This window comes from Comamonas sp. AG1104, from assembly GCF_003350425.1.
In the GTDB taxonomy this organism is placed as follows: Bacteria; Pseudomonadota; Gammaproteobacteria; order Burkholderiales; family Burkholderiaceae_C; genus Comamonas; species Comamonas testosteroni.
In genome coordinates, this window is the sequence record NZ_QQAS01000002.1 from 141,064 (window position 1) to 166,084 (window position 25,021).

Genomic DNA, 25,021 nt, shown 5'->3' on the forward strand with positions numbered 1-25,021 from the left:
GACCAGAACCCACAGACAAAGACGTCTACGCGTTCATGCAAGTCATGAAGCGCGCAGACGTCTTTTTTTTGGCTTTGCAAATGCCCACGGGGACTCAGATGAAAAAATCCAAACTGGTCATGATTGGTAACGGAATGGCAGGCGTGCGCGCGCTGGAAGAGCTGCTGGCCATTGCCCCCGATCTGTACGACATCACGGTCTTCGGCGCCGAGCCGCATCCCAACTACAACCGCATTCTGCTGTCGCCCGTGCTCGCCGGCGAGCAGACGCTCGGCGATATCGTGCTCAACGACTGGTCCTGGTACCAGGACCACCATATCTTGCTGCACGCCGGCTATACCGTGACGGCCGTCGACCGGGCCCGGCGCACGGTGCATGCGGTCAATGCTCTGGGCGAGAGTGCCAGCGCCGAGTACGACCGCCTGATCATGGCGACGGGCTCCAAGCCCTTCATCCTGCCCATCCCCGGCAAGGACCTGGAGGGCGTGCTGGCCTACCGCGACATTGCCGACACCGAGGCCATGATCGAAGCGGCAAAGACACTCAAGCATGCAGTGGTGATAGGTGGTGGCCTGCTGGGACTGGAAGCGGCCAACGGCCTCATGAAGCGCGGCATGCAGGTCACCGTGGTGCATGTCGGCGACTGGCTGATGGAGCGTCAGCTCGACGATCAAGCGGGCCGGATGCTGCAGAAATCGCTGGCCGAACGCGGCATGCAGTTCCGCATGCAGGCACAGACGCAGGAGCTGCTGGGCGATGAAGACGGCGGGCGCAGTGGTCGCGTGCGCGCCGTGCGTTTCAAGGACGGCAGCGAGATCCCGGCCGAACTGGTGGTGATGGCCGTGGGCATTCGCCCCAGCACCGAACTGGCGGAGTCCATGCATCTGCATGTGAGTCGCGGCATCGTGGTCAGCGACACGCTGCAGACCGTGACCGATCCACGCATCTATGCCGTGGGCGAATGCGCGGCACACCGAGGCATTGCCTACGGACTGGTGGCGCCCCTGTTCGAGCAGGGCAAGGTGCTGGCCAACCATCTTGCGGAGTTCGGCATCGGTCGCTATCTGGGTTCGCTGACCTCGACCAAGCTCAAGGTCACGGGCATCGATCTGTTCTCTGCAGGCGATTTCCAGGGCGGTGGCGATACCGAGGAAATCCTCATGAGCGACCCCTATGCGGGGGTCTACAAGAAGCTGGTCATCAAGGATGACAAGCTGGTCGGTGCCTGCCTGTACGGCGACACGGTGGACGGCAGCTGGTACTTCAAGCTGCTGCGCGAGGGACGCAGCGTGGCCGATATCCGCGACAAGCTGATGTTCGGTGAATCCAATCTCGGCGATACCGGCCACCAGGGCCAGAGCAAGGCCGCGGCCATGGCCGACGGCGACGAGGTCTGCGGCTGCAACGGCGTGACCAAGGGCGCGATCTGCAAGGCCATCAAGGACAAGGGCCTGTTCACACTCGACGATGTGCGCAAGCACACCAAGGCCAGTGCCAGCTGCGGTTCCTGCACCGGGCTGGTGGAGCAGATCATCATGTTCACGGCCGGCGGTGACTACTCGGCCGCCCCCAAGACCAAGGCCATGTGCGGCTGCACCGACCACGGCCACCAGGTCGTGCGCGATGCGATCCGCGAGCACAAGCTGCTGAGCACGGATGCGGTGTTCCGCTTCATGGAGTGGCGCACGCCCAATGGCTGTGCCTCCTGTCGCCCGGCCGTCAACTACTACCTGATCAGCACCTGGCCCAAGGAAGCCAGGGACGACCCGCAAAGCCGCTTCATCAACGAACGCAGCCATGCCAATATCCAGAAGGACGGAACCTATAGCGTGATTCCGCGCATGTGGGGCGGCGAGACCACGGCCTCCGAGCTGCGCCGCATTGCCGATGTGGTGGACAAGTACCAGATCCCCACCGTGAAGGTCACGGGCGGCCAGCGCATCGATCTGCTGGGCGTGAAGAAGGAGGATCTGCAGGCCGTCTGGAACGATATCGGCATGCCCTGTGGCCATGCCTATGCCAAGGCGTTGCGCACGGTCAAGACCTGCGTGGGCAGCGAATGGTGCCGCATGGGCACGCAGGACAGCACCCAGATGGGCAAGGACCTGGAGCGCGCCATGTGGCGCATGTACGCACCGCACAAGGTGAAGTTCGCGGTCAGCGGCTGCCCGCGCAACTGCGCGGAGTCCGGCATCAAGGATGTGGGAATCATCGGCGTGGACTCGGGCTGGGAGATGTATGTGGGCGGCAACGGCGGCATCAAGACCGAGGTCGCGCATTTCTTCACCAAGCTCAAGACCGCCGAAGAGGTGATGGAGTACACGGGCGCCTTCATGCAGCTGTACCGCCTGGAAGGCTGGTATCTGGAGCGCACGGTGCACTACATCAACCGCGTGGGTCTGGACCATGTCAAGCGACGCATTCTCGATGATGCAGAGGGCCGCAGGGCACTGTGGGAGCAGCTGCAGTTTGCACTGGACGGCGAGCCCGATCCCTGGTTCGAAGCCGACAAGGCCGCCGTGGATGCGCGCCAGTTTCAGGCTCTGCCTGCTGATGTGTCAGTTATTGCCTGAAACCGAGAACCTCTTTCAATTTTTCAGCAATTTACGAACCTGGCGCGGCATAGCCAAGGGACGGCGAGCAAGGGCCGCCCTGTAGTGAGGCCGTCGTCCCCCTCCCGCGAAGCGAGAGAGGGGGAAGCCGCAAAGCGGCTCAGGGGGAGCTTAGGAGATGTAAATGAACGAATGGATTTCTATCTGCACGATGGACGACATCCCCGTGCTGGGAGCACGCCGCGTAGCGCGTGCACAAGGGCTGGATGTGGCCGTGTTCCGCAATGCCGACGACGAGGTGTTTGCGCTGCTGGACCGCTGCCCGCACAAGGGCGGTCCGCTGTCGCAAGGCATTGTGTTCGGGCGCAGCGTGGCCTGCCCGCTGCACAACTGGACGATTGCGCTGAGCTCCGGCGAGGCGGCTGCGCCCGACGAGGGCTGCACGCCTTATTTCAGCGTGCGTGTGCAGGACGGTGCGGTGCAACTGCGTGCCGACGAACTGGCCAGCCGAGCACTGGAGCAGACCCGCCCGCATGCAGGTCCTGCGCACTGCGCGGGCAAATCCGGCTGCGCTACGGCCTAGTGTCTCTGTTGAGATGAAATGAATAGCTGCATGCGCCTACTCAGAAGGCGTTACAGCATGATTTCACTGAAAGTCTGCCATGCATGAGACCCGATCCACCTGTCCCTGCTGCGGCGTGGGCTGCGGACTCGCCTTCGGCGGTCCGCGTTGCGGCGGCCCGCGCAGGAGTGAACATGGGCGCCGCAGCCTCTCTTCGGTGACGCCATGAAAGAAACCAAATCCACTTGCCCCTATTGCGGTGTCGGCTGCGGCGTGATCATCGAGTCCGATGGCCTGCAGATTACCGGCGTGCGCGGCGATCCCGAGCATCCTGCCAACTTCGGACGTCTGTGCACCAAGGGCAGCACCCTGCATCTGACGGCCGCGCCGGCCTATGCCCAGCAGGCACGCCTGCTGCAGCCCATGCGCAGGCTGGAGCGGACATCCGCACCGCAGGCCGTGAGCTGGGATCAGGCCCTGGACGAGCTGGCGGCGCGTATCGCCGGCATCCGCGCCGAACATGGACCCGATGCACTGGGTTTCTATCTCAGTGGCCAGTTGCTGACCGAGGACTACTACGTCTTCAACAAGCTGGTCAAAGGCCTGCTAGGCACCAACAATCTCGACACCAATTCGCGCCTGTGCATGAGCAGCGCCGTGGCCGGCTACAAGGCCACGCTGGGCGCCGATGCACCACCGGCCTGCTATGAGGACATAGATCTGGCCGGCTGCATGTTCATCACGGGCAGCAATATGGCCTGGGCGCATCCCATTCTGTTCCGGCGTGTGGAAGAGGCCAGGGCGCGCAATCCGCAGCTCAGGATCATCGTGGCCGACCCGCGCCGTACCGAGACCGCAGAGCTGGCCGATCTCTATCTGCCGCTGCAGCCAGGCAGCGATGTGATGCTGTTTCACGGTCTGCTGCACATCATGCTGTGGGAGGGCTGGACGGACAGCGCCTTCATCACGCAGCACACCAGCGGCTTTGCACAGCTCAAGGAACTGGTGCGCGAAGCCACGCCCGAGAAGGTCGCTGCCATCTGCGGCCTGCCCGTGGCGGACCTGTACCAGGCGGCGCGCTGGATGGCGCTGGGCGGTGCCCAGGAGCCGACGGATGTGCGTCGTCCCACGCTCAGCCTGTACTGCCAGGGCCTGAACCAGAGCCGCAGCGGCACGGCCAATAATGCGGCGCTGATCAATCTGCATCTGGCCACCGGCCAGATCGGCAAGCCAGGCGCAGGCCCGCTGTCGCTGACGGGCCAGCCCAATGCCATGGGCGGGCGCGAGGTGGGCGGACTGTCGAATCTGCTCAGCGCGCATCGTGATCTTTCCAACGCAGCGCACAGGGCCGAAGTGGCGCGGCTATGGGGAGTGGAGTCGATTCCGCAGCAGCCCGGCAAATCCGCGCTGGAGATGTTCGAGGCCGCTGCCGACGGCCAGATCAAGGCCTTGTGGATTGCCTGTACCAACCCCGCGCAGAGCATGCCCGAACAGGCCATGGTGCGCAGGGCGCTGGAGCGTGCCGAGCTGGTGGTGGTGCAGGAGGCTTTTGCCGCGACCGAGACCACGGCCTATGCCGACTGGTTGCTGCCAGCCTCCACCTGGGGCGAGAAGCTGGGCACCGTCACGAACAGCGAGCGACGCATCTCGCGGGTACGCGCTGCCGTGGTCGCACCGGGGGCGGCACGCCATGACTGGCTGATAGGCGTGCAACTGGCGCAGCGTCTGGAAGAGCATCTGCGGCCCTCGCTGCCAAGCTTGTTTCCCTATGACACCGCGAATGCCGACGCGGGTGCAGAAGCCATCTGGAACGAGCATCGCGAATCCACACATGGGCGCGATCTGGATATCACGGGTCTGAGCTGGGCGGTGCTGGAGGTCAAGGGACCCCAGCAATGGCCCATGCCGCAAGGCGCCAGCCAGGGCCGCCAGCGTCTGTATGGCGATGCGGTGTTTGCGACGGCGGACGGGCGCGCACGCTTCGATGTCCAGGCCTGGCAGGCGCCGGCCGTGCCGCGCGATGCGCGGCATCCGTTCAGTCTCAACACCGGTCGCCTGCGCGATCAATGGCATGGCATGACGCGCACCGGCCAGCTGGGGCGCCTGTTCGCCCATGTCAGCGAACCGCAGCTGCAGGTCAGTCCTCAGGACATGCAGCGCCTGCAGCTGCAGGAGGGCGATCTTGTCCACCTGTCCAACCGCTATGGCGCCATCGTGCTGCCCGTGCAGGCGGAAGGGGGCCTGCAGCCCGCACAGCTGTATCTGCCCATGCACTGGGGCAGCATGTATCTGAGTGGTCTGGGCTCCAAGGGGCAGCGGCTTGCGGGTGTCAACGCCTTGACCACGCCCGAGCGCTGCCCGCGCTCCAAGCAGCCAGAACTCAAGCATGTGGCCGTCAAGCTGCTCAAGGCCGAGCTGCCCTGGACTTGTCTGGGCATGGCCTGGCTGGATGAACGGCAGGTGCATTCGGTTCGCCAGGCTTTGACCGAACTGATGGCCGAGTTCGACTTCGCCAGCTGCGTGCTGTTCGGGCGCGCCGTGCCGCTTGAAAAAGCGGATCAGGGTCGCACCGGCGTGCAGTTCCGCGCGGCGGCCTATGCGCAGCCCGGCGCCGAGGTGCTGGCGCGGCTGCACAGTCTGCTGCAGCTCGATGGCCCGCAGGCCATGCGCTATGCCGATGCGCGTCGCCAATGCAGCCGGGCCATGGCGATAGGCCGGCAGACCGAGGAGCCCAGGCTCGATGCTTTTTTGCTTTGCGGCGATGCCAGCGCCGGCCGCTGGCTGGGGCCGGTACTGCGCGACGAGCAATCGGTGCAAAGCTATGGGCGTCTGCTGCTGTCCTCGGGTGCCAAGCCGCCCGCCGCCATGCCGGCCCGGTCGCCACAGATATGTGCCTGCATGAATGTGGATGAGGCCAGCATCAGCTCGGCACTGACTGCGTGCGAGGGCTCCGCCGACGAGCGACTCGCCCAGCTCAAGTCTTCCCTGGGTTGCGGCACGCGCTGCGGCTCCTGCATTCCCAGGATCAAACAACTGGTGCATGCGACGCCTGCGCCGCAGTCGGCAGCCCTTCCGGTTGCTGCCTAGATTTCGATGTCCGGCAATGCATATGAAAGGCCAGCCATGACAAACAGCCATGCCACTTCCCTGCCGCCCGTGGGCCGCTGCTATCTGGTCGGTGCCGGCCCCGGCGATCCGGAGCTGCTCACGCTCAAGGCGCTGAGGCTGATCCAGTCCGCCACGCTGCTGCTGGCCGACGACCTGGTGTCTGCCGACATCGTGAAGCTTGCCAGCGCTAGCGCCCGCGTCGTCCATGTGGGCAAGCGCGGCGGGCGCGAAAGCACCTCACAGGAATTCATCGAAAAGCTCATGATCCTGGCGGCGCGCCAGGGCGAGCTGGTGGTGCGCCTCAAGGGCGGCGATCCCTTCATCTTCGGCCGTGGCGGCGAGGAGGTCGAGCATCTGCGCCGGGCCGGAATCGCCGTGGAAGTGGTCAACGGCATCACCGCAGGGCTGGCGGCCGCCACCAGCCTGGGCGTGCCGCTGACCCATCGCGACCATGCCCATGGCGTGGTGTTCATCACCGGCCATGCCAAGCCGGGCAGCGCCGGCCATGACTGGCAGCTGCTGGCCTGCACGGCCCGGATGCTGGGGCTGACGCTGGTGATCTACATGGGCGTTGCAACTGCCTCCGTCATCCAGCAGCAACTGCTGGCCGGCGGACTGCCAGCTTCTACGCCAGTGGCTCTGGTCCAGAGCGCCAGCCTGCCTGCACAGCAGCAGATACTGACCGATCTGGGGCAGATGACGCAGGCGCTGGCAGCCAGCGGACTGGGCAGTCCCTGCGTGTTCGTGGTGGGCGAGGTGGTCGGCCTGGCCGCATCGTCGGCAGCCGGCCTTGACGGCCTGCTTGAGCAGGTGCAGTTGCGCCGCGCCGTGGGTGCGTGAAGCCCGATTGCTGACAGCTGTCTCCCTTTTGTCTGAGTGCCGAGCCTGCATGACTAGAATTTGTCCGGTAACCCCTGAACATTTGTCACACCCGGCCTCGTCAGTCTGCAGGGGGATAGCGGCGGCCGACACCTATGAGTCATGCGATGAGCACTGCATATCCTGATACCCAGCTTTTGATCGACGGTCAGTGGCAGGACGCTGCCAGCGGCAAGAAAATTGATGTGCGCAACCCGGCAAGCGGCGAGGTGATTGGCCGTGTGGCCCATGCCGATATTGCCGACCTGGACCGCGCCCTGGCGGCGGCAGACAAGGGCTTTCAGGTCTGGCGCAAGGTGTCTGCCCACGAGCGCGGTGCCATCATGCGCCGTGCCGCAGCCCTGCTCAAGGAGCGTGCCGACGAGATCGCCGCGCTGCTGACGCAGGAGCAGGGCAAGCCGCTGGCCGAGGCCAAGGTGGAAATCATTGCCGGCGCCGGCATCATCGAATGGTTTGCCGACGAGGCTCTGCGTGTCTATGGCCGCATCGTGCCTTCGCGTCGCCCCGAGCAGCAGCAACTGGTGATCAAGGAGCCCGTGGGCCCGGTCGCCGCCTTCACGCCCTGGAACTTCCCCGTCAACCAGATCGTGCGCAAGATCGGCGCGGCCCTGGCTTCGGGCTGCTCCTTCCTGGTCAAGGCGCCCGAAGAAACACCGGCCTCGCCCGCAGCGCTGCTCAAGTGTTTCGTCGATGCCGGCATTCCTGCAGGTGTCGTGGGCCTGGTCTATGGCAACCCCGCACAGATTTCCGAATATCTGATTGCCCACCCGGTGATCCGCAAGGTGACCTTCACGGGCTCTACGGCCGTGGGCAAGCAACTGGCAGCGCTGGCCGGCCTGCACATGAAGCGCTCCACCATGGAGCTCGGCGGCCATGCCCCCGTGATCGTGGCCGAGGATGCCGACGTGCAACTGGCCGTCAAGGCCGCAGGCGCGGCCAAGTTCCGCAACGCGGGCCAGGTCTGCATCTCGCCCACGCGCTTTCTGGTGCACAACAGCGTGCGCGAGGAGTTCACGCGCGCGATGGTCGCCCATGCCGAGGCATTGAAGGTCGGCAACGGCCTGGAGCAGGGCACGCAGATGGGGCCGCTGGCCAATCCGCGTCGCGTGACCGCGCTGACCCAGCTGATCCAGAACGCCGAGCAAAGCGGCGCCAAGCTGATGACGGGCGGCGCATCCTTTGGTTCTGCGGGCAACTTCTTTGCGCCCACGGTGCTGGCCGACGTGCCTTTGACGGCCGATATCTTCAACCAGGAGCCCTTCGGTCCCGTGGCGGCGATTCGCGGCTTCGACAAGATCGAGGATGCCATTCAGGAGGCCAATCGCCTCTCCTATGGCCTGGCGGCCTATGCCTTCACGCGATCGCTCAAGACAACGCACCAGCTGTCGCAGGATGTGGAAGCCGGCATGCTGTGGATCAACCAGCCGGCACTGCCATCGGCCGAGCTGCCCTTTGGCGGCATCAAGGATTCGGGCTACGGCTCCGAAGGCGGCCCGGAAGCGCTGGAGGCCTATCTGGTGGCCAAGGCCGTGGCTATCAGCTGCGTTTGAATCTGCAAGGCATCTGATGCAAGGCCACCCTCGGGTGGCCTTTTTCATGGGACGTGTATGCCGTGCGGCTTATGGGGACTGTTTGTCGATCGTTATTCCAAAAATGAATAGCGGTGGCTAGAATCGACGGTTTTTTACATTCGACAACAAATTCCAGCCCGCGCCATGTCATTGCACTCCACGGTTTCCTCTCTCCATCCTCCGAGTTATGTTCTTCGCCACAGCTGGTTGTGGGGCGCGCTGGCCATCGTGCCCATGGGCACGGCCTGGGCGCAGGTGGCAGCTGCGGGCGCAACCGAAGCCGCGAGCCAGACCTTCACGCTGGGTACGGTGGAAGTCAGCGCGCGGCGCGAGGCCGAGGAGCTCGGGGCCGGCGACATGCAGCGTGTATCCAGTGCCGAAATGGAGCGCAGCAACGCCAGCACCGTGGCCGATGCCGTGCGCAATCTTCCTGGCGTGAGCCTCTCGCGCAACAGCCGCAACGAGGAAATGATCAATCTGCGCGGCTTCGATTCGCGCCAGGTGCCCATCTTTGTGGACGGCGTGCCTCTGTATGTGCCCTACGACGGCTATGTGGATCTGGGCCGTTTCACCACCTTCGACCTGGCCGAGATCAACGTGGCCAAGGCCGGTGCCTCGCTGCTGTACGGTCCCAATACGCTGGGCGGCGCCGTCAATCTGGTCACGCGCAAACCGGTCAAGCCCTTCGAGGGCGACGTGCGCCTGGGTGTGGGCAGCGGCGGCGAGCGCAGGGCGAGCTTCAACCTGGGGGGCAACCAGGGCAACTGGTACTACCAGCTGGGCGCCTCCTACCTGGAGGCCGACAGCTTTCCTCTGCCCCGGGGCTTCAGGGATTACAAAAAGCAGCCCACCGATACCGGCAGCAATCGCGAGAACGCGGACCGCACCGACAAGCGCCTGTCCTTCAAGCTCGGACTCACGCCCAATGCCACGGACGAATACGCCATCGGCTATGTGCACCAGGAAGGCGAGAAGGGCAATCCCGTCTACACCGGCCAGTCCACGCAGAAGAATGCCGTGCGCTACTGGCGCTGGCCCTACTGGGACAAGGACAGCCTGTATTTCCTGAGCACCACCCGTCTGAACGGCAGCAATGTGCTCAAGACGCGCCTCTACCACGACACCTACAAAAACGGTCTCGACATGTACAAGGACGCCAGCTACACGGCCCACGATCCGACCAGCAGCTACAAGGACGTGAGCAAGGGTGCCAGCGTGGAGTGGGTCAACTACGCCTTCTCCGGTCATGAGCTGCATGCGGCCTTCCACTACAAGGAGGACGAGCACACCGACGCGGCCTCGGGCAAGGACCCGCAGAAGCACTACCGCGATGTGACCACCTCACTGGTGCTCGAGGATCACATCGCCCTGGCCGAGCGCTGGCGCCTGACGCTGGGCCTGAGCCATGATCAGCGCGATGCCAAGCAGGTCTACCAGTGGCCCACGGGCTCCACCAGTGCCACCAACGGCCTGGCACGACTGAGCTATGCGCTCACGGCCCAGGGCGACGAGGTCTATCTGATTGCCTCGCACAAGAGCCGCTTTGCGACCATCAAGGACCGCTATTCGGCGCGCATGGGAACGGCCCTGGCCAACCCCGACCTCAAGCCCGAGGTGGCCAACCATCTGGAGCTGGGCCTGAGCGGCAAGCCCTGGCAGGGCGGCAAGGGGCAGGCGGCCTTGTTCTACAGCAGGGTGCGCGACCAGATCCAGACCATGGTCGTGGACTCCACTGCCTGTGGCGGCAAGACCTGCAACCAGGCGCAGAACGTAGGGCGCACGCGCAATGTCGGTCTTGAGCTGTCGCTGGCGCAGCAACTGTCGGCCCAGTGGGCTGTGCATGCGGGCTACACCTATCTGAGCCGTACCAATCTCAGCGACCGCAGCATCACGCTGACGGACACGCCGCGCCAGCGCCTGACGGCGGCCCTGCAATGGAATCCGCAGGCCCAGTGGCAGCTGCGCGCCGAGCTGGAGGCAGAACAGGGCCGCAAGGTGCCGCTGTCGGCCAGCGGCCAGGCCCAGGTCTATCAGATGGCCGGCTACGGCGTGGCCAATCTGCGGGCGCGCTATCTGCCGCGTCCGGACACCACGCTGGACTTCGGCGTGGCCAATCTGGGCGACAAGTGGTATCAGCTGGCCGACGGTCTGCCCATGCCGGGGCGCAGCTGGTATGTAAATCTGGGCTACCGGTTCTGAAGGTCATGCAAAACCTGCTTCTGACATCGCTGGCAAGGCGTGACTGGCTGCGGAGGCTGGCTGTCCTGGGCATGGCCGGTGGCCCGGCTCTGGCGGCGGGAGCACAACCCGCTTCGGGCACCGGCGTACAGGTGGCTGCCGTGGGCGGGCTGGTGCTGTGCGGCGTGTGGCCGCGCGTGGCCGAGCAGGCCAGCCACGCCCTGACCATGCCGGTCACCACCGTGGCGGCTGCACCCAAGGAGGGCGTGGTGCCCGCCTTCGCGCGCGGCCAGGCGCAGATGCTGCTGATTCACGCCAGCGACGAAGCCATGGCACTGGAGGCCAGCGGCATGGCTTCCGCCGCGCGTGTCTGGGGCTGGAACGAGCATGTCATTGCCGGCCCCGCTCATGACCCCGCCGGCGTACGTTCGGTCGCTGACGGCACGCAGGCGCTGCGGCGCATTGCCGAAACCGGCTCGCCCTTGATCGCGCTGCGCGATCCCGGCAGCTATACCGTGGTGCAGCGTCTGTGGCGGCGCGGCGGCATACGCCCCGATGCGCGCTGGCTGCGCGCCGACACCGGCCCGCGACCACAGGCAGTGCTGGAGCTGGCGGCGCGCGAGCAGGCCTATGCCGTGGTCGGCCATATTCCCCTGGCCTTCGGCAAGATGAGCGCGCCTGGCATAGAGCGGTTGCTGCATGGCGATCCGCTGATGCGCAGACCCTATGTGCTGCTCACGCCCGGCCCGCGCCATCCGGCCACGGCGCAGCAGCGCCAGGCGGCGGGCCTGCTGGCCGAGTACCTGCTGTCTGCGGCCGGCCAGCATGCGCTGGAAGCGGCCAGCGGCGCGGGCGGCCCTTGGGTGTTTGCGCGCGATAGCGTGCCCGCCGGCATGAGTGCCGGTGTCGATGGACAGACTTGAGCGAAGGAGCAGTATGAGCACTGCTATGACGCCGCCGCTGGCGGCATTGATATACCCCGATGAGCGGCACGATATCGAGGACTTGCTGGAGGGCGTGGCACGGCGGCTGCAACAGTCGGGCCGGCAGGTGGGTGGGCTGGTGCATCGCCAGAGCCGCTATGCCAACGGCAACAAGTGCATGCGTCTGCTGGATCTGCGCAGCGGCCTGCAGTTCGAGATGACCGAGGACCTGGGTGTCAGCTCAAAGGCCTGCAGCTTGAACCCGCAGGCACTGGCCCAGGCCAGTGTGGTGCTGCGCCAGGCACTGGCCGATGGCGTGGAGCTGGCCGTCGTCAACTGCTTCGGCCAGCTCGAAGCCGCCGGTGGCGGTTTTGTCCAGGAGATCGCCGCTTTTGTCGAGGCTGGCATTCCCGTGGTCACGGCCGTGGCGGCCCGCCACGAGGCCGGCTGGCAGAGCTTTACCGGCGGCGCCTTCGTGCGTCTGCCGGTTGACGAACAGGCACTGCTGCACTGGTGCTGCCAGCAGCTGCAGCGCGAAGACCAGGGAGACCGGTCATGCTGACGCGGCGCCAATGGCTGCAGGCCGGTGCTGCGACGCTGGCCTCGAACCTGTATCAGGGTGGGGTCTGGGCGCAGGATGGCGGCTCGGTCATTGCCGCCCGCTTTGGGGCGCTGCCTGCACGGCCTGGCCGCGTGTTCGCGTCGGGGCCGCCGGCAGGCGTGCTGCTGGCCGCGCTGGCACCGCAGCAGTTGCTGGGCTGGCCCATGCAGCTTGGCGATGCGGCGCGCGCCCATCTGGGAGCGCCACTGCAGACTTTGCCCTATCTCGGGCGCCTGTCGGGCCGTGGCAGCACCCTGCCGCTCGAAAAGCTGCTGGCGCTGCAACCCGATCTGGTGCTGGACTCCGGGACCTCCGACGCCACCCATGTCTCTGCCGCCGAGCGCCTGGCGCGCCAGACGGGCCTGGCCTGCGTGCTGGTGCAAGGCAGCCTGCCCGAACATGCGCGCCAGCTGCGCGAGGTGGGCGCTTTGCTGGGGGCAGCAGGGCGCGCAGAGACCCTGGCCCGCCATGCCGACGAGGTCGCGGCTCTGGTGCGCGCCGTGACTGCCGGCCTTGGTGAGCAGGCCCGGCCGCGTGTCTATCTGGGGCGCGGCGCCAACGGTCTGGAAACCGGGCTGGCCGGCTCCATCAATGTCGAGGTGATCGAGTATGCGGGCGGTCGCAATGTGGCGGCCCAGGCCGGCAGGGGCGGACTCACGCGCGTCTCGATGGAGCAGATACTGGCCTGGGACCCCGAAGTCATACTGACCCAGGAGGCGGGCTTTGCCGAGCGCGTGCGCCAGGACCCCTTGTGGCGCGGCGTCAGCGCCGTGCGCAGTGGCAGAGTGCACTGTGCGCCGGTGCTGCCTTTCGGCTGGCTGGACGGCCCGCCCAGCGTGAACCGGCTGATCGGCGTGCGCTGGCTGCTTGAGAAGCTGCATCCGGGCCGCTTCGCCCAGCAAGATGTCAAAGCCCTGGAGCAGGCGGTGCGCGAGTTTTATGCGCTGTTCTATGGCCTCCAGCTGTCGCCGATGCAGTTGCGAGCGCTGCTGGACGCCGCGCGTTGAAGGCGTCGGAACTGCATGAAGTCCTTTGATTCCAGACCTGGCGATGAGCGCAGCGAAAGTGATGCTTCGAGGGCGGACATGAGTCAGTGCCGCCGGCGCGGCCGGGTGCGCAGGAACCTGGGTTGGTGGCCGGCCCTGGTCTTGCTGGCTCTGGTGCTGCTGTGGGCGCTGGGCTCGGGGCAGTTTGCACTGGCACCGGCACAGCTGGCCGAAGCGCTTTGGGCACGGGCCACGGGGGCTGCGTCGCCGTTGGCGCCAGCGGCTGAAACCGTGCTCTGGAACATCAGGCTGCCGCGCATCGCAGCCGGCATGGCGGTCGGCGCGATGCTCGCTGCAGCCGGTGCGGCCTACCAGGGCATGTTTCGCAACCCGCTGGTCTCGCCTGACATTCTGGGCGTTTCGGCCGGTGCCGGCCTGGGCGCCGTCGTCGCCATCTATCTGGGCCTGTCGATGTTTGCTGTTCAATGGCTGGCCTTTGGCGGCGGACTGGTCGCCGTGGCTGTCGTGGTGCTCATCAGCACCTGTGTGCGCAGGCACGACCCGGTGCTGGTGCTGGTGTTGGCAGGAATGGCGCTGGGTGCCCTGCTGGGTGCCGGCATTGCCCTGATCAAGACCCTGGCCGACCCGAACACCCAGCTGCCGTCCATCACCTTCTGGCTCATGGGCGGCCTGTCGGCCGTGACGCTGCAGGAAGTGGTCGCCACGGCACCCGTGATGCTGGCGTCCCTGCTGCCCTTGCTGCTGCTGCGCTGGCGCATCAATCTGCTGGCCCTGCCCGATGAGGAAGCGCGGGCTCTGGGCGTGCCGGTCGCGTGGCTGCGCCTGGTGCTGGTGGTTTGCGCCACGCTGGGCACGGCGGCGGCGGTGTCGCTGGCCGGCATCATCGGCTGGGTCGGACTGGTGGTGCCGCATGTGGCGCGCCTGCTGGTCGGCCCTGATTTCGTGCGCCTGCTGCCGGCTTCGGCCCTGCTGGGCGCGGGCTTTGTGGTGGCTGCCGATACGTTGGCCCGCACCATGGCGCGTATCGAGCTGCCGCTGGGCATTCTGACGGCCCTGGTCGGTGCACCGTTTTTTCTGTATCTGCTGGCTCGCACGGGCCGCCGCGAGGGAGATGCCTGATGACGGTGCTGGACTTGCAGGGCCTGAGCACCGGCCACGGTCGCCGCGTGGTCAGCGAAGCGGTGGATCTGTCGATTGCCGCCGGCGAGGTGCTGTGTCTGCTGGGCCCCAACGGCTGTGGCAAGACCACGCTGTTTCGCACGGTTCTGGGCCTGTTGGCGCCGCTGGCGGGCCGGGTGCTGGTGCAGGGCCAACCGGTGCAGAGCTGGTCGCGTGCGGAGTTCGCGCGCCGCGTCGGCTATGTGCCCCAGGCCCAGGCCGGGGTGTTTGCCTTCGAGGCGCTGGACATGGTCCTCATGGGCCGCGCCGCGCGCCTGCCCCTGCTGGCCAGGCCCTGCGGCGCGGACCGTGCCATGGCACTGGCCTGCATGGAGCGGCTGCAGATCGCCCATCTGGCCGCACGCCGCTACACGGAGCTCAGCGGCGGCGAGCGGCAACTGGTGCTGATTGCACGCGCACTGGCGCAGGAACCGGCGCTGCTGGTCATGGACGAGCCCACGGCCAGCCTGGACTTCGGCAACCAGATCCGCGTGCTGGAGCAGATCGAGGCGCTGAGCGCCCAGGGCATGGCCGTGCTGTTGTCCACCCACCAGCCCGAGCACGGTTTGCGTGTGGCCAACCGGATCGCTCTGCTGGGCCATGGGCGGCTGCTGGGTGTGGGCGAGCCGCGCGCAGTGGCCGCGCCCGCAGCGCTGGCTGAGCTCTATGGCGTCAGCGAGGCGGCGATTGCCGCTCATCTATCGGGCGGCTGCTGAAGCGCTCAGCGCAAAGCGGCGCTGGAGGCAAAGAAGGCTGGATGCTCGCGGATGTCCTGGGCGGCCAGCCGCAGTTGCAGCGCCTGCTCGGGCTGGCGCTGCTGTATGCGCCGGGCCAGGCCTTGCAGCAGCGGCGTGGCCCTGTCTGGAGCGCTGGGCAATTGCTGCAGTCTCTGCAGTGCGCTGCGCACACCGCGCAAGGTGCTTTCGGACAGGAGGACATCCGCTTGCAGCTGGTGCAGGATCAGAACGGCCTTGCCTACCCGCAGCGCGGCCAGACCGCAGTCGGCCGCGTCCTGCACGGCAGGGGCGCTGACTTTTTCGGAGGCGCGCACCAGGCGCAGCAGGCGGTGGTAGAGGCGGGCGCGCCACACGCGCACGTCTCTGGCATGTGCCGGGGCGGAGGCCATGTCCTGCAGCTCATGAACCATCATGGCGCGCAGACCGTTGAGCCTGCCTTGCGCGGTGACGGGCAGGATGAAGCGATAGGCTGCCCAGCCGGCCAGCGGGCCGGTGACGATGGCAAACGCCATGGACAGCGAGTGGCCCACATCGAGCTGGTACGGGAAATGCGGCGACAGAGCCAGCAGGATCACCATATTGCAGTCAAAGCCGTACAGCGTGGTGCGGCGGTGGCTGAGCAGCAGGGCGCCAAGGAAGATGAAGGGCAGCATCATCAGCACCATCTGCAACTGGCTGTTGGCAAACGGCCAGGCAAACCACTGGCAGACCAGCGCCACGCCCGCGCCCATGGCCTGGCCCAGAATCACAAAGCGCATGGTGAAGGCCGGGTTCTCGAACGAGGAGAACACGGTGATCATCACCGACAGGCCCAGCAACATATAGGCGCCGCCATGCCAGCCGGTGACCACCCAGATCAGGCCGACCAGAAAGATGGAGCTGAAGGCCCGCAGCATGGCCCGGCGCGCGCCCACCCAGTCGCTGTGCAGGACCACGGGCAACTGGCGTGCGCGATGGTGGGCCGGCAGAGTCATGTCGCTGGCAGCTACAAAGTGGGCCTGCAGGGCCAGGCCGATATTGCCCAGGATTTCCTCGGCATGGCCCCAGCCGGCGGCGGCGCTGCGGGCCGTGGCGATGGCGTCGATGGCGGCCAGCGGTGCGGGCTGGGTTTCGAGCAGCATGGCGGCCTGCTCCAGCGCGGCCGTCATGGCCTGGGCCTGCGCAGGCGTGAATGCCGGGGTGATGGTCTTGCCCGTGCTGTCGCGCAGCCAGAGCAGAGCCGAGATCTGGGTATTGATCAGGCGGCGCAGCGCCCGGACGGCGCGGCGCGAACGCTGCGAGCCCGCGGCATGTGGGTCCAGCCCTTCCTCGATGGCTGCCATCACGGCCAGTCGCTCGGCCAGGTCCCTGGGGCTGAGGGCGCTGTGCCCGCTGGCTGTGGCCTGTGCGGCATCGGCGATGTCGCGCAGCAGACGGGCGCAGAGTCGGCGCACCCGGCCGTCACCGGGGATTTCGGCGCCCACGGGCGTGAACAGCCAGCCCACGACAAGGGCGGCGGCCACGCCGGTCAGTGCGGTGAACAGGCGATCCCAGCCCAGCGCGTAGACATGGGCGGGGTTGCCGTTGTCCAGCAAGGCAACCATCGAGGCCGAATAGCCGGCCAGCATGGTGCCGTAGGAGGCAAAGCTGCGCTGCAGATTGCCCAGGCCCGCGCAGATGCCTATCCACACCGCCAGTCCCGTGATCAGCCAGAGCAGATCGCCATTGGCCACCAGCACCAGCACCACGCCGGCGGCCGTGCCGACCAGCGTGCCCGTGGTACGGAAAAAGCTTTTCTCCAGCAGCTGGCCGCGCAGTGGCTGGGAAGCGGCCCAGACCGTCATGCCCGCCCATTGCGGATGTTCCAGCCCCAGGGCCCAGGCGGCGAACACGGCAATACAGGCTGCAAAAGCCGTGCGCAGATGCTGGCGCAGGCGGGCGCTGTCAAAGCCCCATCGCGTGGCGCTCTCCAGCAGGCGGTCGTAGGCAGCCACGCTCATGCGCGCTCCTCGGTGCCGGGATGGACTTGGGCTGAGCGCTGCTCATGCATCTGCTCGATGCGGGCGCGAATCTTGTTGACGCCGTCCAGCATGGCTTCGACCTCGGAGTCCTCCAGGTCCTGCAGCAGACTGAGCTCGGCCTCGAGCATGGTGGCGCGGATGCTGTCCACGGCACCATTGCCTGCGGCAGTGAGGAAGATGCGCTTGCTGCGGCGGTCGGCCGCATCGGCGCGGCGTTCCACCCAGCCCTTGCCCTCGAGAATGTCCAGCAGGCGCACCAGACTGGAGCCATCGAGCCCCACGCGCTCGGCCAGTTCCTTTTGCGTCACGCCGTCACCCCAGGCGCGTAGGTGCAGCAGCGGCGTCCAGGTGGCGTCGGTCAGGCCGCTGACGGCCAGCTGTTCTTCGACAAAGCGCCGCCATTGGCGGGTCAGGGTGACCATGAGAAAGCCCAGGCGGTCGCGGGATGGAGCATCGGCAAAAGACATGGATGAAATTTTGATGTCTTTGCAATTAATTTGCAATTCAAACTAATTGATCCTGCATTGATATATAGGGTATTCCCTTGTTTGTATGCGGCATAAAAAAGAGAGCGCAAAGCGCTCTCTTTCAAAGGGTTTCAGACCTGTAGATGTTCTAGTTCTAATCCAGTAAGGCGCTAGCTGCTATCAAAACAGTGTTGGAATCCAGAGATTCAATACCAGGCCGGCGACCAGCAGCCAGGCAAACAGAGCCAGGGCCAGAATCAGCGGCCTGGTGCCTGCAGCGCGCACGGCGCGGATATGGGTGGTCAGGCCCAGGGCAGCCATGGCCAGGGCCAGCAGCGCGTTGTCGAGTTGAATGCCGACGCTGACCACTTCCTTGGGCAGCACGCCCAGGGAGTTGACGCCGGCCATGGCCACGAAGCCCACGGCAAACCAGGGAATGGTGATCCGGTTGGCGGGCTGGCCGTTGTTCACACCCAGGGCCCGTTCGCTGCGTGTCAGCCACATGGACAGCACCAGCAGGAAGGGCGCCAGCATCATCACGCGCACCATCTTGGCGATCACGGCCGTATCCGCAGCCTGGCTGCCGATGGCTTCGCCGGCGGCCACGACCTGGGCCACCTCATGCACGGTGGAGCCGACGAAAACGCCGTACTGCTGCATGCTGGTGTCTATCCAGCCGTACTCGGCATTCCAGTGGAACAGCGCCGGGTAGAGAAAGGTGCCGATGGTGCCGAACACCACCACGGTCGCCACTGCCACGGCCACGTCCTCTGCGCGGCCCTTGACCACGGGTTCGGTGGCCAGCACGGCGGCGGCGCCGCAGATGGAGGCGCCGGCCCCCACCAGCATGGTGGTGCGCTTGTCCATGCCCAGCAGCTTCTGGCCTATCCACTGCGCCAGCAAAAAGGTGCTGGACAGCACCAGCGCATCGATCACCACGCCGGCCATGCCGACCTGGCCGATGTCCTGGAAGGTCAGGCGCAGACCGTAGAGCACGATGCCGGTGCGCAGCAGGCGGGCCTTGGTGAATGCGATGCCGCTGGCGCACTGGCTGGCAATGGCTGGGTAGACGGTGTTGCCAACCAGCAGACCGATGATGATGGCCAGCGTCAGCGCGCTCAGGCCGTTGTTCTTGATGGCCGGAAACTGCGCGGCCCAGGTGGCCACGGCAGCGATGGCGCCTGCCAGCAGCAGGCCGGCAATCACCCCGCCGGTTTTGTGCATCCAGCCTTGCGAGGGTGCGGAGTTTTTCAGTGTTGTAGTGTTCATCGTGACCTTTCGCAGCAGGCAAGACAACAGGTCTGATTGCCGGCATGGAGGTCACTTTAGATTTCTTGGTTATATTTGTATAACTAATAGTTTTTGTAAGATCAACCTATAAAACAGGTAGATTGGGCTTTCTGGCTCCTGCGATTCGAGTCAATCTTGACTGGATGAGCCGATGCTGGCGAGGCCGGGCTGCCCGTTTTCTGCGGGTAGGCAGGGGCTGCTGGCGAGCCTGTTGTCATCGATACGAATATACGAATCATCGTCATGCTGCACCTTACCTTGCGTCAGTTCGAGATCTTCTGCGCCGTGGCCCAGAGCGGGACCACGGTGGCTGCCGCAGAGGCCGTGGCGCTTTCGCAGTCAGCCACCAGTGCCGCGCTGCAGCAGCTGGAGCAAGGTCTGGGCGTGCAGCTGTTCGAGCGCGTGGGCAAGCGTCTGGTGCTCAACGATGCCGGCCGCGCGTTGCTGCCCCAGGCCCTGAGCGTGCTGGAGCAGGCAAGAGGCATAGAGCAGACGTTTTCCGCGCGTGCGGCCAATATGCCGGTGCGCCTGCGCGTGGCGGCCAGTACCACCATCGGCACCTATGCGCTGCCCGAAGTGCTGGCGCGGCTGGCACGCTCGCATCCGCTGGTGCGCGTGGACCTGCAGATCGCCAACACCCAGGAAGTGGGCGAAGCCGTGCTGGCCATGGAGGTCGACATGGGCCTGATCGAGGGCAGCAGCCACTGGCAGGGGCTGGAGGTCGAGCCCTGGCTGCGCGATGAACTGGTCATCGTGGCATCACCGCAGGACCCGCTGGCTGAGCTGGCGCGCAACAAGCCGCTGGGCGTGTCAGCGCTGCGCAAGGCGGCATGGCTGCTGCGCGAGGCGGGATCGGGCACGCGCGAGATGGTCGAGCATGCGCTGCTGCCGCATCTGCACCAGCTGCCTGCGGCTGCCACGCTGGGCAGCTCCGAGGCGATTGCACGTTGTGTCGAGCAGGGGCTGGGCATCAGCTGTCTGTCGCGCGTGCTGGTGCAGTCACAGCTGCAGGCCCGGGCGCTGGAGATTCTGCCCACCACCCTGCCGCGCATGTGGCGCAACTTCTCTCTGGTGCAGCGCGCCGGAAAGCGCCGCTCGCCCGCGCTGCAGGCCTTTGTCGATGCCTGCAAGGCCGGCGAGCAGTCGCCGCTCGAGCCGTCCGCAGCCCAAGCGCCAAACATGCTGTAGTGCGTGAATGACAGTCGCAGGCAGCTATGGTTTTCTTGACAATAATTTTGCTTGCGGCGGCGGTTTTTGCCCCTATATTGGATAGACAAGTCGGGCGCGGGTTGCACAGCGCCGGCTTCCACAAGCAGGGAGGAACACCATGAAAACCATCGATGAAATGCTGCACCTGGACCTGCTCACTCATGAACAGCATCTGCAGATCAGCCACTGGATCGACGATGCGCAGTCCCCCGAGGCCATTTTGCAGATGCCTGCCGGACTCTGGCAGGCCGTGGAGCGTGCCAGCCAGGCCATGGGCGTGAACGAGGATTTGCTGCGTCCGCCGGCGCTGGACGCCGGCGGTCTGACTTTCAGTCAGTAGGTCGCGAGGCTTGGCTTTGGGCTAAAGCTGCCTCCAACGCAGGCTGCACAATCGCAGCCTGCTCTGGTTTCACTTCAGCGGAATCGTCGTTGCCTGCGGCACGGCCACGGCGGTGACGCTGTTCTGGGGCGAGCCCTCGATCACCCGGTCCGAGTAGGTCATATAGATCAGGGCGTTGCGCTTGGCATCCACCATGCGCACCACACGCAGGCGCTTGAAAAGCAGCGAGGTGCGCTCGGTAAACACTTCTTCCTGTTGCCTGAGCGGCGCGGGGAACTGGATATTGCCCGTGGCCTGGCAGGCGATAGACGCTTCCGAGCGATCCTCGGCCAGGCCCAGGCCGCCCTTGATGCCGCCGGTCTTGGCACGCGAGACATAGCAGGTCACGCCCGGCACCTTGGGGTCGTCATAGGCATCGACCACGATCTTGTGATCTGGGCCAATCCACTTGAAGACGGTGTCCACGGCACCGATCTGCTCGGCATGGCTCATGCCGACAAAGGCCATGGTTCCTACGGTGGCGGCCGCAACGGCCAGAGCGGCGGAGAGCAATTTCATGGTGGTGCGCATACAGTGAGTTACGGGTTAACCCTTGTCTTTTGACAGGGCATTGTGCCCCGGGCAAGGGATTGGCAGCCGGCCTTAGGACAATACCGGCTGCTGCAGAGCTTTCTGTATTGCATCACGGTTTGCCCCGGCCTGCTGGCGGGCGCCGGCAGCTGAGATGCTGCCACAGGCATGACACAGCGCATGCCGGACTTCCTAACTCCCTCTTTGATCTGCGACGGCCCTCGGGCGGTGGCTCCATGCAAGTGCCGCATCCGCCGGATGTGGCCGTTATCTATGTCGGTGAACGTTTCCGCGCCCGGTCTGAGCGCTTCCTCCCTGTTGTTGATGGCACTGGCCTGTGGACTGTGTGCGGGCGGCAATTATTTCAACCAGCCGCTGCTGCACTCGATTGCCTCTCATTTCTCGGTCAGCGAATCAGCGGCCGCAACCAGCGTGACGCTGGCCCAGGTGGCCTATGCGGCAGGTCTTTTGCTGCTGGCGCCGCTGGGCGACAAGCTGCAGCGCCGCGGCCTGGCCGTGAGCCTGATGCTGCTGGCAGCCCTGGGGCAGGCGCTGTGCGGCCTGGCGGGCCAGTTCGATCTGTTTCTGCTGGGCACGCTGATGGCAGGTCTGTTCTCGGTTGCGGCCCAGGTGCTGGTGCCCATGGCTGCGGCCCTGGCCCAGCCGGGGCAAAGCGGGCGGGCCGTGGGCTGGGTGATGAGCGGTCTGCTGCTGGGCATCCTGCTGGCGCGCAGCGTGGCCGGCATGGTCTCGGAGGCATGGGGCTGGCAAGCCGTCTACCAGGGCGCTGCGCTGGTGATGGCCGTGGTGGCGCTGTGGCTGTGGAAGGCGCTGCCGGCATCGCGCAACCCCAGTCCTGTCAGTTATCCACAGGTGCTCAGAAGCATGTGGCATCTGCTGCGCAGCCAGCCGGGTCTGCGCCAGCGCACCCTGGTCAGCGCGCTGGCGTTCGCCTCGGTCAGCGTGCTGTTCTCGACCATGGCGCTGCAGTTGTCCAGCGGCCCTCTGGGCCTGGATGACGGGCAGATCGGCTTGATCGGTCTGGCCGGCGCGGCGGGAGCCCTGGTGGCCACTCAGGCGGGGCGACTGGTGGACAAGGGCCTTGGCCGCGTGAGCTGTGCCATCGGGGCACTGGCCCTGCTGCTGTCCTGGCCCCTGCTGTGGGTTGGCGGAGCGCATCTGGGCTGGTTTGTGCTGGGCATGGTGGTGATCGATCTGGGACTGCAATGCCTGAACATCACGAACCAGGCCACGGTGGCCCAGTTGCTGCCCGCAGCGCGCGGCCGCATGAATGCGGTCTATATGACGGGCTATTTCACGGGCGCGGCGGCGGGCTCGGCCCTGGGAACTCTCGCCTGGGGCATCGACGGCTGGCAAGGTGCCTGCGTGTTGGGCCTGGCCCTGGCGTTGCTGGCCTGCCTGGGCACTTTCAGGATGCGCAAGACCCATGGCCTGGTGGCCGGGCTGGCCTAAAGCCGCCCGTGTCTAAAGATCCCAGCGCAGGGAGGCGCTAAAGGTTCTCTGCGGATAGGGGTGGAAGTTCCAGTACCTGGCATTGTTGGCGTTGTCTATGCCAAAGGCGGCCGACAGCTGTCTGTCGATCTGATAACGGGCCCGCAGATCGACGCTGAAGTACTGGCTGGCACCCATATAGGTGTCGGCATGGACATCGCTGTTGTCCAGATTCGAGTACTGGCGCCCGCTGTAGCGCGCCGCCACGGTCAAGGCCCAGCGTTCATCGGGCTTGTAGGTGGCCCAGGCCGTGGCACGCCAGCGTGGTACGCGCGGCTGCCATTTGCCCACGCTGGCCGGGTTGGCGGCATTGGCCGTGATGCGCGAGTTGGCCCAGGTCAGGCTGCCGCCCAGGTCCAGTCCGCGAATCCACACCGACTGCGCCGAGTAAGCCAGCTCCAGCCCCGAGGTCCTGACCTGATCCACGTTCTGCACCGCAGAGATGGTGGTGCCGGCAATCAGCTGGCTGTAGAGCGCATCGCGCGTGCGTTCATGGAACCAGGTGGCGCGTAGCAGGCCATTGCCCAGATCCTGCTCGGCCGTCAGCTCGCCCGTCCAGGACTTTTCGGGTTTCAGATTCGGGTCGTTGATGAACGACAGCGCCCCGCCAGAGGTCGCGCCATACAGCTCGCCCACTGTGGGAAAGCGCACGGAGCGGCCCAGCGAGGCCTTGAGCGTGGTGCTGCGGGCCAACTGATAAGCCAGCGCGGCCTTGGGCGAGAAATGCGATTCGCTGCGCTGGGCGTAACTCAGCTGGCTGCTGGTCGTGGCGGTATGGCCCTGGCTGGCCGTCCAGTCCTCCCAGCGCAGGCCCAGCACGGCCTTCCAGTCCTTGGCCAGCTGCCAGCTGTCCTGTGCCCAGGCATAGCGGGTCTCGGCCCTGCCGCCGACCTGGCTGACGACCGACTGCTCGTTGGCCCTGCCGGACTGCCAGTCGCCAACCACGTTGTATTTGCTGATGTTGAGCTTGTAGGCATCGCGGCCCAAGCCGAAGTCCACGATATGGGCGCCCTGCAGGCCCAGTATGTCGTTCTGTCGCCATGTGCCCTTGGCGGCCAGCGTGTTCCAGCCCGTGCCGTCCTGATCCTGCAGCGTGCCCTTGCCGCCCAGATTGGCAGCCGGCTGGGCTACGGTGGGCACGCGCTGCTGATCCTTGCCGTAGTCATACAGGCTGGCGCTGAGCTCCCAGTCAAACTCGCCCTGCGTATGGCTTTTGAGCGAGACGCCATGCATGGTGTGGGTCTGTCGGTCCTGGCTCAGTCCAAATGCGGTGTCGGCCAGCTTGTAGGTCTTGCCGTTGATATTGATGTTGCCGCTGTAGACCGGCTGGCCGTCCGGCCCGCGCAGATAGGTCTCGGAGCTGCCTCTGGCGCTGTTCTGCCACCAGCCCAGCGTGTAGCTGGCGCGCAGCGTGGGCGTGATGTCATAGGCCAGCTTGATCTTGGCGTGATCCTGCCTGGTGCGGTACTGCGTGCCCGCGCCCAGGATGTACCAGGGCTGATTGGTGGTGTTGAGTCCGGCAATCGCACCGGTCACGGGCGTGCCGGCACCGCCTGCCACGCCGGCGGACTGCAGCACGGTGGGGAATGTCATGGGCTGGCCCTGGCTGTCGCTGCGGCTCAGGTTGATCCAGTACGACCAGTCCCCGCTTCTGCTGCCTATGGAAGCGCTGGTGTTCCAGCTGCGGTAATGGCCGCTGCTGCCCAGCACGTCGGCGCTCTGGCGGGCATAGCCGGCCGCCACATGGGCTTCGAGCTTGTCGGGCATGCGCGTCACATAGTCCACCACGGCACCGGCGGAGTTGCCCGGGTAGGCGGCAGAGAACGGACCGTACATGACATCGACACGCTCGATCTCCTCGGGCGTCACCAGGCCCCAGCGCGGCGCATAGTTGCTGCCGTTGGCAATGCCATTGCCCAGATAGTTGGACAGCAAAATGCCGTCGGCATAGACCGCCGAGCGCGCGCTATTGCCCGTGCCCGAAGCCCGCGTGGAGAGGATGGCGTGGTTGTAGTCGCCTATATAGCGCTTGCGCACCAGCAGGCTGGGCAGATATTTGAGCGCGTCCTCGCTGTCGGTGGCATTGATGCGGGTCTCGATCTCCTCGCGCGTGATGCCTTCGATGGTGGTTGGAATCTGCGTGGGCAGCGAGCTGGGCTGGCCGCCGTTGACGGTGACCACGCCCAGGGTCTTGGAGCGCTCAGGCAGGTCCGTGGAGTCGGTTGAAGTCTGGGCCAGGCACGGCCATGCGATACCACTGACCACCAGTGGCAGAAAAATCTGTTTCATGAATGCTTACCTTGGGACGTGGTTGTCCCTATGAATCTGATAGCGGCCAGCGCAGATCAGAACTGCGC

19 protein-coding genes are annotated in these 25,021 nt (G+C 65.8%); 14 read left to right on the plus strand and 5 right to left on the minus strand.

Annotated elements, in window-relative coordinates; genetic code table 11:
• Positions 1–98 precede the first annotated feature (98 nt).
• The 11 genes from nirB (at position 99) to DFO48_RS05315 (ending at position 15,255) form a co-directional block, all read left to right on the plus strand.
• A complete protein-coding gene (gene nirB / locus DFO48_RS05265; protein ID WP_233506334.1) occupies positions 99–2,573 on the plus strand; it encodes a nitrite reductase large subunit NirB in 2,475 nt (824 codons plus the stop codon).
• Positions 2,574–2,736: 163 nt separating this feature from the next.
• A complete protein-coding gene (gene nirD / locus DFO48_RS05270) occupies positions 2,737–3,135 on the plus strand; it encodes a nitrite reductase small subunit NirD (RefSeq protein WP_114862782.1) in 399 nt (132 codons plus the stop codon).
• Positions 3,136–3,339: 204 nt separating this feature from the next.
• The gene (locus DFO48_RS05275) at positions 3,340–6,201 is read left to right on the plus strand and encodes a nitrate reductase (RefSeq protein ID WP_114862783.1); all 2,862 of its coding nucleotides are present in this window, start codon (positions 3,340–3,342) and stop codon (positions 6,199–6,201) included.
• A gap of 36 nt (positions 6,202–6,237) precedes the next feature.
• Entirely contained in the window at positions 6,238–7,062 is an 825-nt protein-coding gene (gene cobA / locus DFO48_RS05280; protein WP_114862784.1) for a uroporphyrinogen-III C-methyltransferase, read from the plus strand.
• Between the two features lie 146 nt (positions 7,063–7,208).
• Positions 7,209–8,651, plus strand: a complete 1,443-nt coding sequence (locus DFO48_RS05285) for an NAD-dependent succinate-semialdehyde dehydrogenase (RefSeq protein ID WP_003074262.1) — start codon at positions 7,209–7,211, stop codon at positions 8,649–8,651.
• Positions 8,652–8,816: 165 nt separating this feature from the next.
• Positions 8,817–10,871: a TonB-dependent receptor plug domain-containing protein gene (locus DFO48_RS05290; RefSeq protein ID WP_370449555.1), complete on the plus strand. Its 2,055-nt coding sequence runs from the start codon at positions 8,817–8,819 to the stop codon at positions 10,869–10,871.
• A 5-nt stretch (positions 10,872–10,876) separates the two neighbouring features.
• Positions 10,877–11,773 carry a substrate-binding domain-containing protein gene (locus DFO48_RS05295; RefSeq protein WP_199406955.1) on the plus strand — a complete coding sequence of 299 codons (897 nt, stop codon included), beginning with the start codon at positions 10,877–10,879 and terminating at the stop codon, positions 11,771–11,773.
• A gap of 25 nt (positions 11,774–11,798) precedes the next feature.
• Complete coding sequence (locus DFO48_RS05300; RefSeq protein ID WP_003074256.1) at positions 11,799–12,335, plus strand: DUF2478 domain-containing protein; 537 nt, start codon at positions 11,799–11,801, stop codon at positions 12,333–12,335.
• Positions 12,329–13,381, plus strand: coding sequence for an iron ABC transporter substrate-binding protein (locus tag DFO48_RS05305; RefSeq protein ID WP_003074253.1), 1,053 nt, complete (start codon positions 12,329–12,331; stop codon positions 13,379–13,381). Before DFO48_RS05300 ends, DFO48_RS05305 begins: the two co-directional genes overlap by 7 nt.
• A gap of 78 nt (positions 13,382–13,459) precedes the next feature.
• Positions 13,460–14,500 (plus strand): iron ABC transporter permease, encoded by a 1,041-nt coding sequence (locus DFO48_RS05310; protein ID WP_114863104.1) that lies wholly within the window; start codon positions 13,460–13,462, stop codon positions 14,498–14,500.
• A complete protein-coding gene (locus DFO48_RS05315) occupies positions 14,500–15,255 on the plus strand; it encodes an ABC transporter ATP-binding protein (RefSeq protein ID WP_114862786.1) in 756 nt (251 codons plus the stop codon). Before DFO48_RS05310 ends, DFO48_RS05315 begins: the two co-directional genes overlap by 1 nt.
• Positions 15,256–15,260: 5 nt before the next feature.
• Here DFO48_RS05315 and DFO48_RS05320 read toward each other — a convergent pair whose 3' ends face one another.
• The 3 genes from DFO48_RS05320 to DFO48_RS05330 form a co-directional block, all read right to left on the minus strand.
• Positions 15,261–17,255: an FUSC family protein gene (locus tag DFO48_RS05320; protein WP_114862787.1), complete on the minus strand. Its 1,995-nt coding sequence runs from the start codon at positions 17,253–17,255 to the stop codon at positions 15,261–15,263.
• The gene (locus DFO48_RS05325; RefSeq protein ID WP_114862788.1) at positions 17,252–17,743 is read right to left on the minus strand and encodes a MarR family winged helix-turn-helix transcriptional regulator; all 492 of its coding nucleotides are present in this window, start codon (positions 17,741–17,743) and stop codon (positions 17,252–17,254) included. Before DFO48_RS05325 ends, DFO48_RS05320 begins: the two co-directional genes overlap by 4 nt.
• A 180-nt stretch (positions 17,744–17,923) precedes the next feature.
• Positions 17,924–19,012, minus strand: a complete 1,089-nt coding sequence (locus DFO48_RS05330; RefSeq protein ID WP_034348290.1) for a YeiH family protein — start codon at positions 19,010–19,012, stop codon at positions 17,924–17,926.
• 264 nt (positions 19,013–19,276) lie between these two features.
• Between DFO48_RS05330 and DFO48_RS05335 the strand changes: the two genes are divergently transcribed.
• Positions 19,277–20,221: a LysR family transcriptional regulator gene (locus DFO48_RS05335; RefSeq protein ID WP_003074243.1), complete on the plus strand. Its 945-nt coding sequence runs from the start codon at positions 19,277–19,279 to the stop codon at positions 20,219–20,221.
• 139 nt (positions 20,222–20,360) lie between these two features.
• The gene (locus tag DFO48_RS05340; protein WP_003058848.1) at positions 20,361–20,582 is read left to right on the plus strand and encodes a hypothetical protein; all 222 of its coding nucleotides are present in this window, start codon (positions 20,361–20,363) and stop codon (positions 20,580–20,582) included.
• 69 nt (positions 20,583–20,651) lie between these two features.
• Here the strand turns inward: DFO48_RS05340 and DFO48_RS05345 are convergent, their stop codons facing one another.
• Positions 20,652–21,152, minus strand: a complete 501-nt coding sequence (locus DFO48_RS05345) for a CreA family protein (RefSeq protein WP_003058846.1) — start codon at positions 21,150–21,152, stop codon at positions 20,652–20,654.
• Between the two features lie 273 nt (positions 21,153–21,425).
• On the opposite strand from DFO48_RS05345, the gene DFO48_RS05350 reads away from it, so the two are divergent.
• Complete coding sequence (locus tag DFO48_RS05350; protein WP_114862789.1) at positions 21,426–22,625, plus strand: MFS transporter; 1,200 nt, start codon at positions 21,426–21,428, stop codon at positions 22,623–22,625.
• A gap of 12 nt (positions 22,626–22,637) precedes the next feature.
• Here DFO48_RS05350 and DFO48_RS05355 read toward each other — a convergent pair whose 3' ends face one another.
• Positions 22,638–24,953 (minus strand): TonB-dependent receptor, encoded by a 2,316-nt coding sequence (locus DFO48_RS05355; protein ID WP_114862790.1) that lies wholly within the window; start codon positions 24,951–24,953, stop codon positions 22,638–22,640.
• Positions 24,954–25,021 lie beyond the last annotated feature (68 nt).

Bases quoted from the DNA above. Each gene is read 5' to 3' on its own strand.
- cobA (WP_114862784.1), top strand. From the start codon at position 6,238: ATGACAAACAGCCATGCCACTTCCCTGCCGCCCGTGGGCCGCTGCTAT.
- DFO48_RS05355 (WP_114862790.1), bottom strand. From the start codon at position 24,953: ATGAAACAGATTTTTCTGCCACTGGTGGTCAGTGGTATCGCATGGCCG.
- DFO48_RS05290 (WP_370449555.1), top strand. From the start codon at position 8,817: ATGTCATTGCACTCCACGGTTTCCTCTCTCCATCCTCCGAGTTATGTT.
- nirB (WP_233506334.1), top strand. From the start codon at position 99: ATGAAAAAATCCAAACTGGTCATGATTGGTAACGGAATGGCAGGCGTG.
- DFO48_RS05345 (WP_003058846.1), bottom strand. From the start codon at position 21,152: ATGCGCACCACCATGAAATTGCTCTCCGCCGCTCTGGCCGTTGCGGCC.
- DFO48_RS05325 (WP_114862788.1), bottom strand. From the start codon at position 17,743: ATGTCTTTTGCCGATGCTCCATCCCGCGACCGCCTGGGCTTTCTCATG.
- DFO48_RS05330 (WP_034348290.1), bottom strand. From the start codon at position 19,012: ATGAACACTACAACACTGAAAAACTCCGCACCCTCGCAAGGCTGGATG.
- DFO48_RS05340 (WP_003058848.1), top strand. From the start codon at position 20,361: ATGAAAACCATCGATGAAATGCTGCACCTGGACCTGCTCACTCATGAA.
- DFO48_RS05315 (WP_114862786.1), top strand. From the start codon at position 14,500: ATGACGGTGCTGGACTTGCAGGGCCTGAGCACCGGCCACGGTCGCCGC.
- DFO48_RS05335 (WP_003074243.1), top strand. From the start codon at position 19,277: ATGCTGCACCTTACCTTGCGTCAGTTCGAGATCTTCTGCGCCGTGGCC.
- nirD (WP_114862782.1), top strand. From the start codon at position 2,737: ATGAACGAATGGATTTCTATCTGCACGATGGACGACATCCCCGTGCTG.
- DFO48_RS05275 (WP_114862783.1), top strand. From the start codon at position 3,340: ATGAAAGAAACCAAATCCACTTGCCCCTATTGCGGTGTCGGCTGCGGC.
- DFO48_RS05300 (WP_003074256.1), top strand. From the start codon at position 11,799: ATGACGCCGCCGCTGGCGGCATTGATATACCCCGATGAGCGGCACGAT.
- DFO48_RS05310 (WP_114863104.1), top strand. From the start codon at position 13,460: ATGAGTCAGTGCCGCCGGCGCGGCCGGGTGCGCAGGAACCTGGGTTGG.
- DFO48_RS05350 (WP_114862789.1), top strand. From the start codon at position 21,426: ATGTCGGTGAACGTTTCCGCGCCCGGTCTGAGCGCTTCCTCCCTGTTG.
- DFO48_RS05320 (WP_114862787.1), bottom strand. From the start codon at position 17,255: ATGAGCGTGGCTGCCTACGACCGCCTGCTGGAGAGCGCCACGCGATGG.
- DFO48_RS05285 (WP_003074262.1), top strand. From the start codon at position 7,209: ATGAGCACTGCATATCCTGATACCCAGCTTTTGATCGACGGTCAGTGG.
- DFO48_RS05295 (WP_199406955.1), top strand. From the start codon at position 10,877: ATGCAAAACCTGCTTCTGACATCGCTGGCAAGGCGTGACTGGCTGCGG.
- DFO48_RS05305 (WP_003074253.1), top strand. From the start codon at position 12,329: ATGCTGACGCGGCGCCAATGGCTGCAGGCCGGTGCTGCGACGCTGGCC.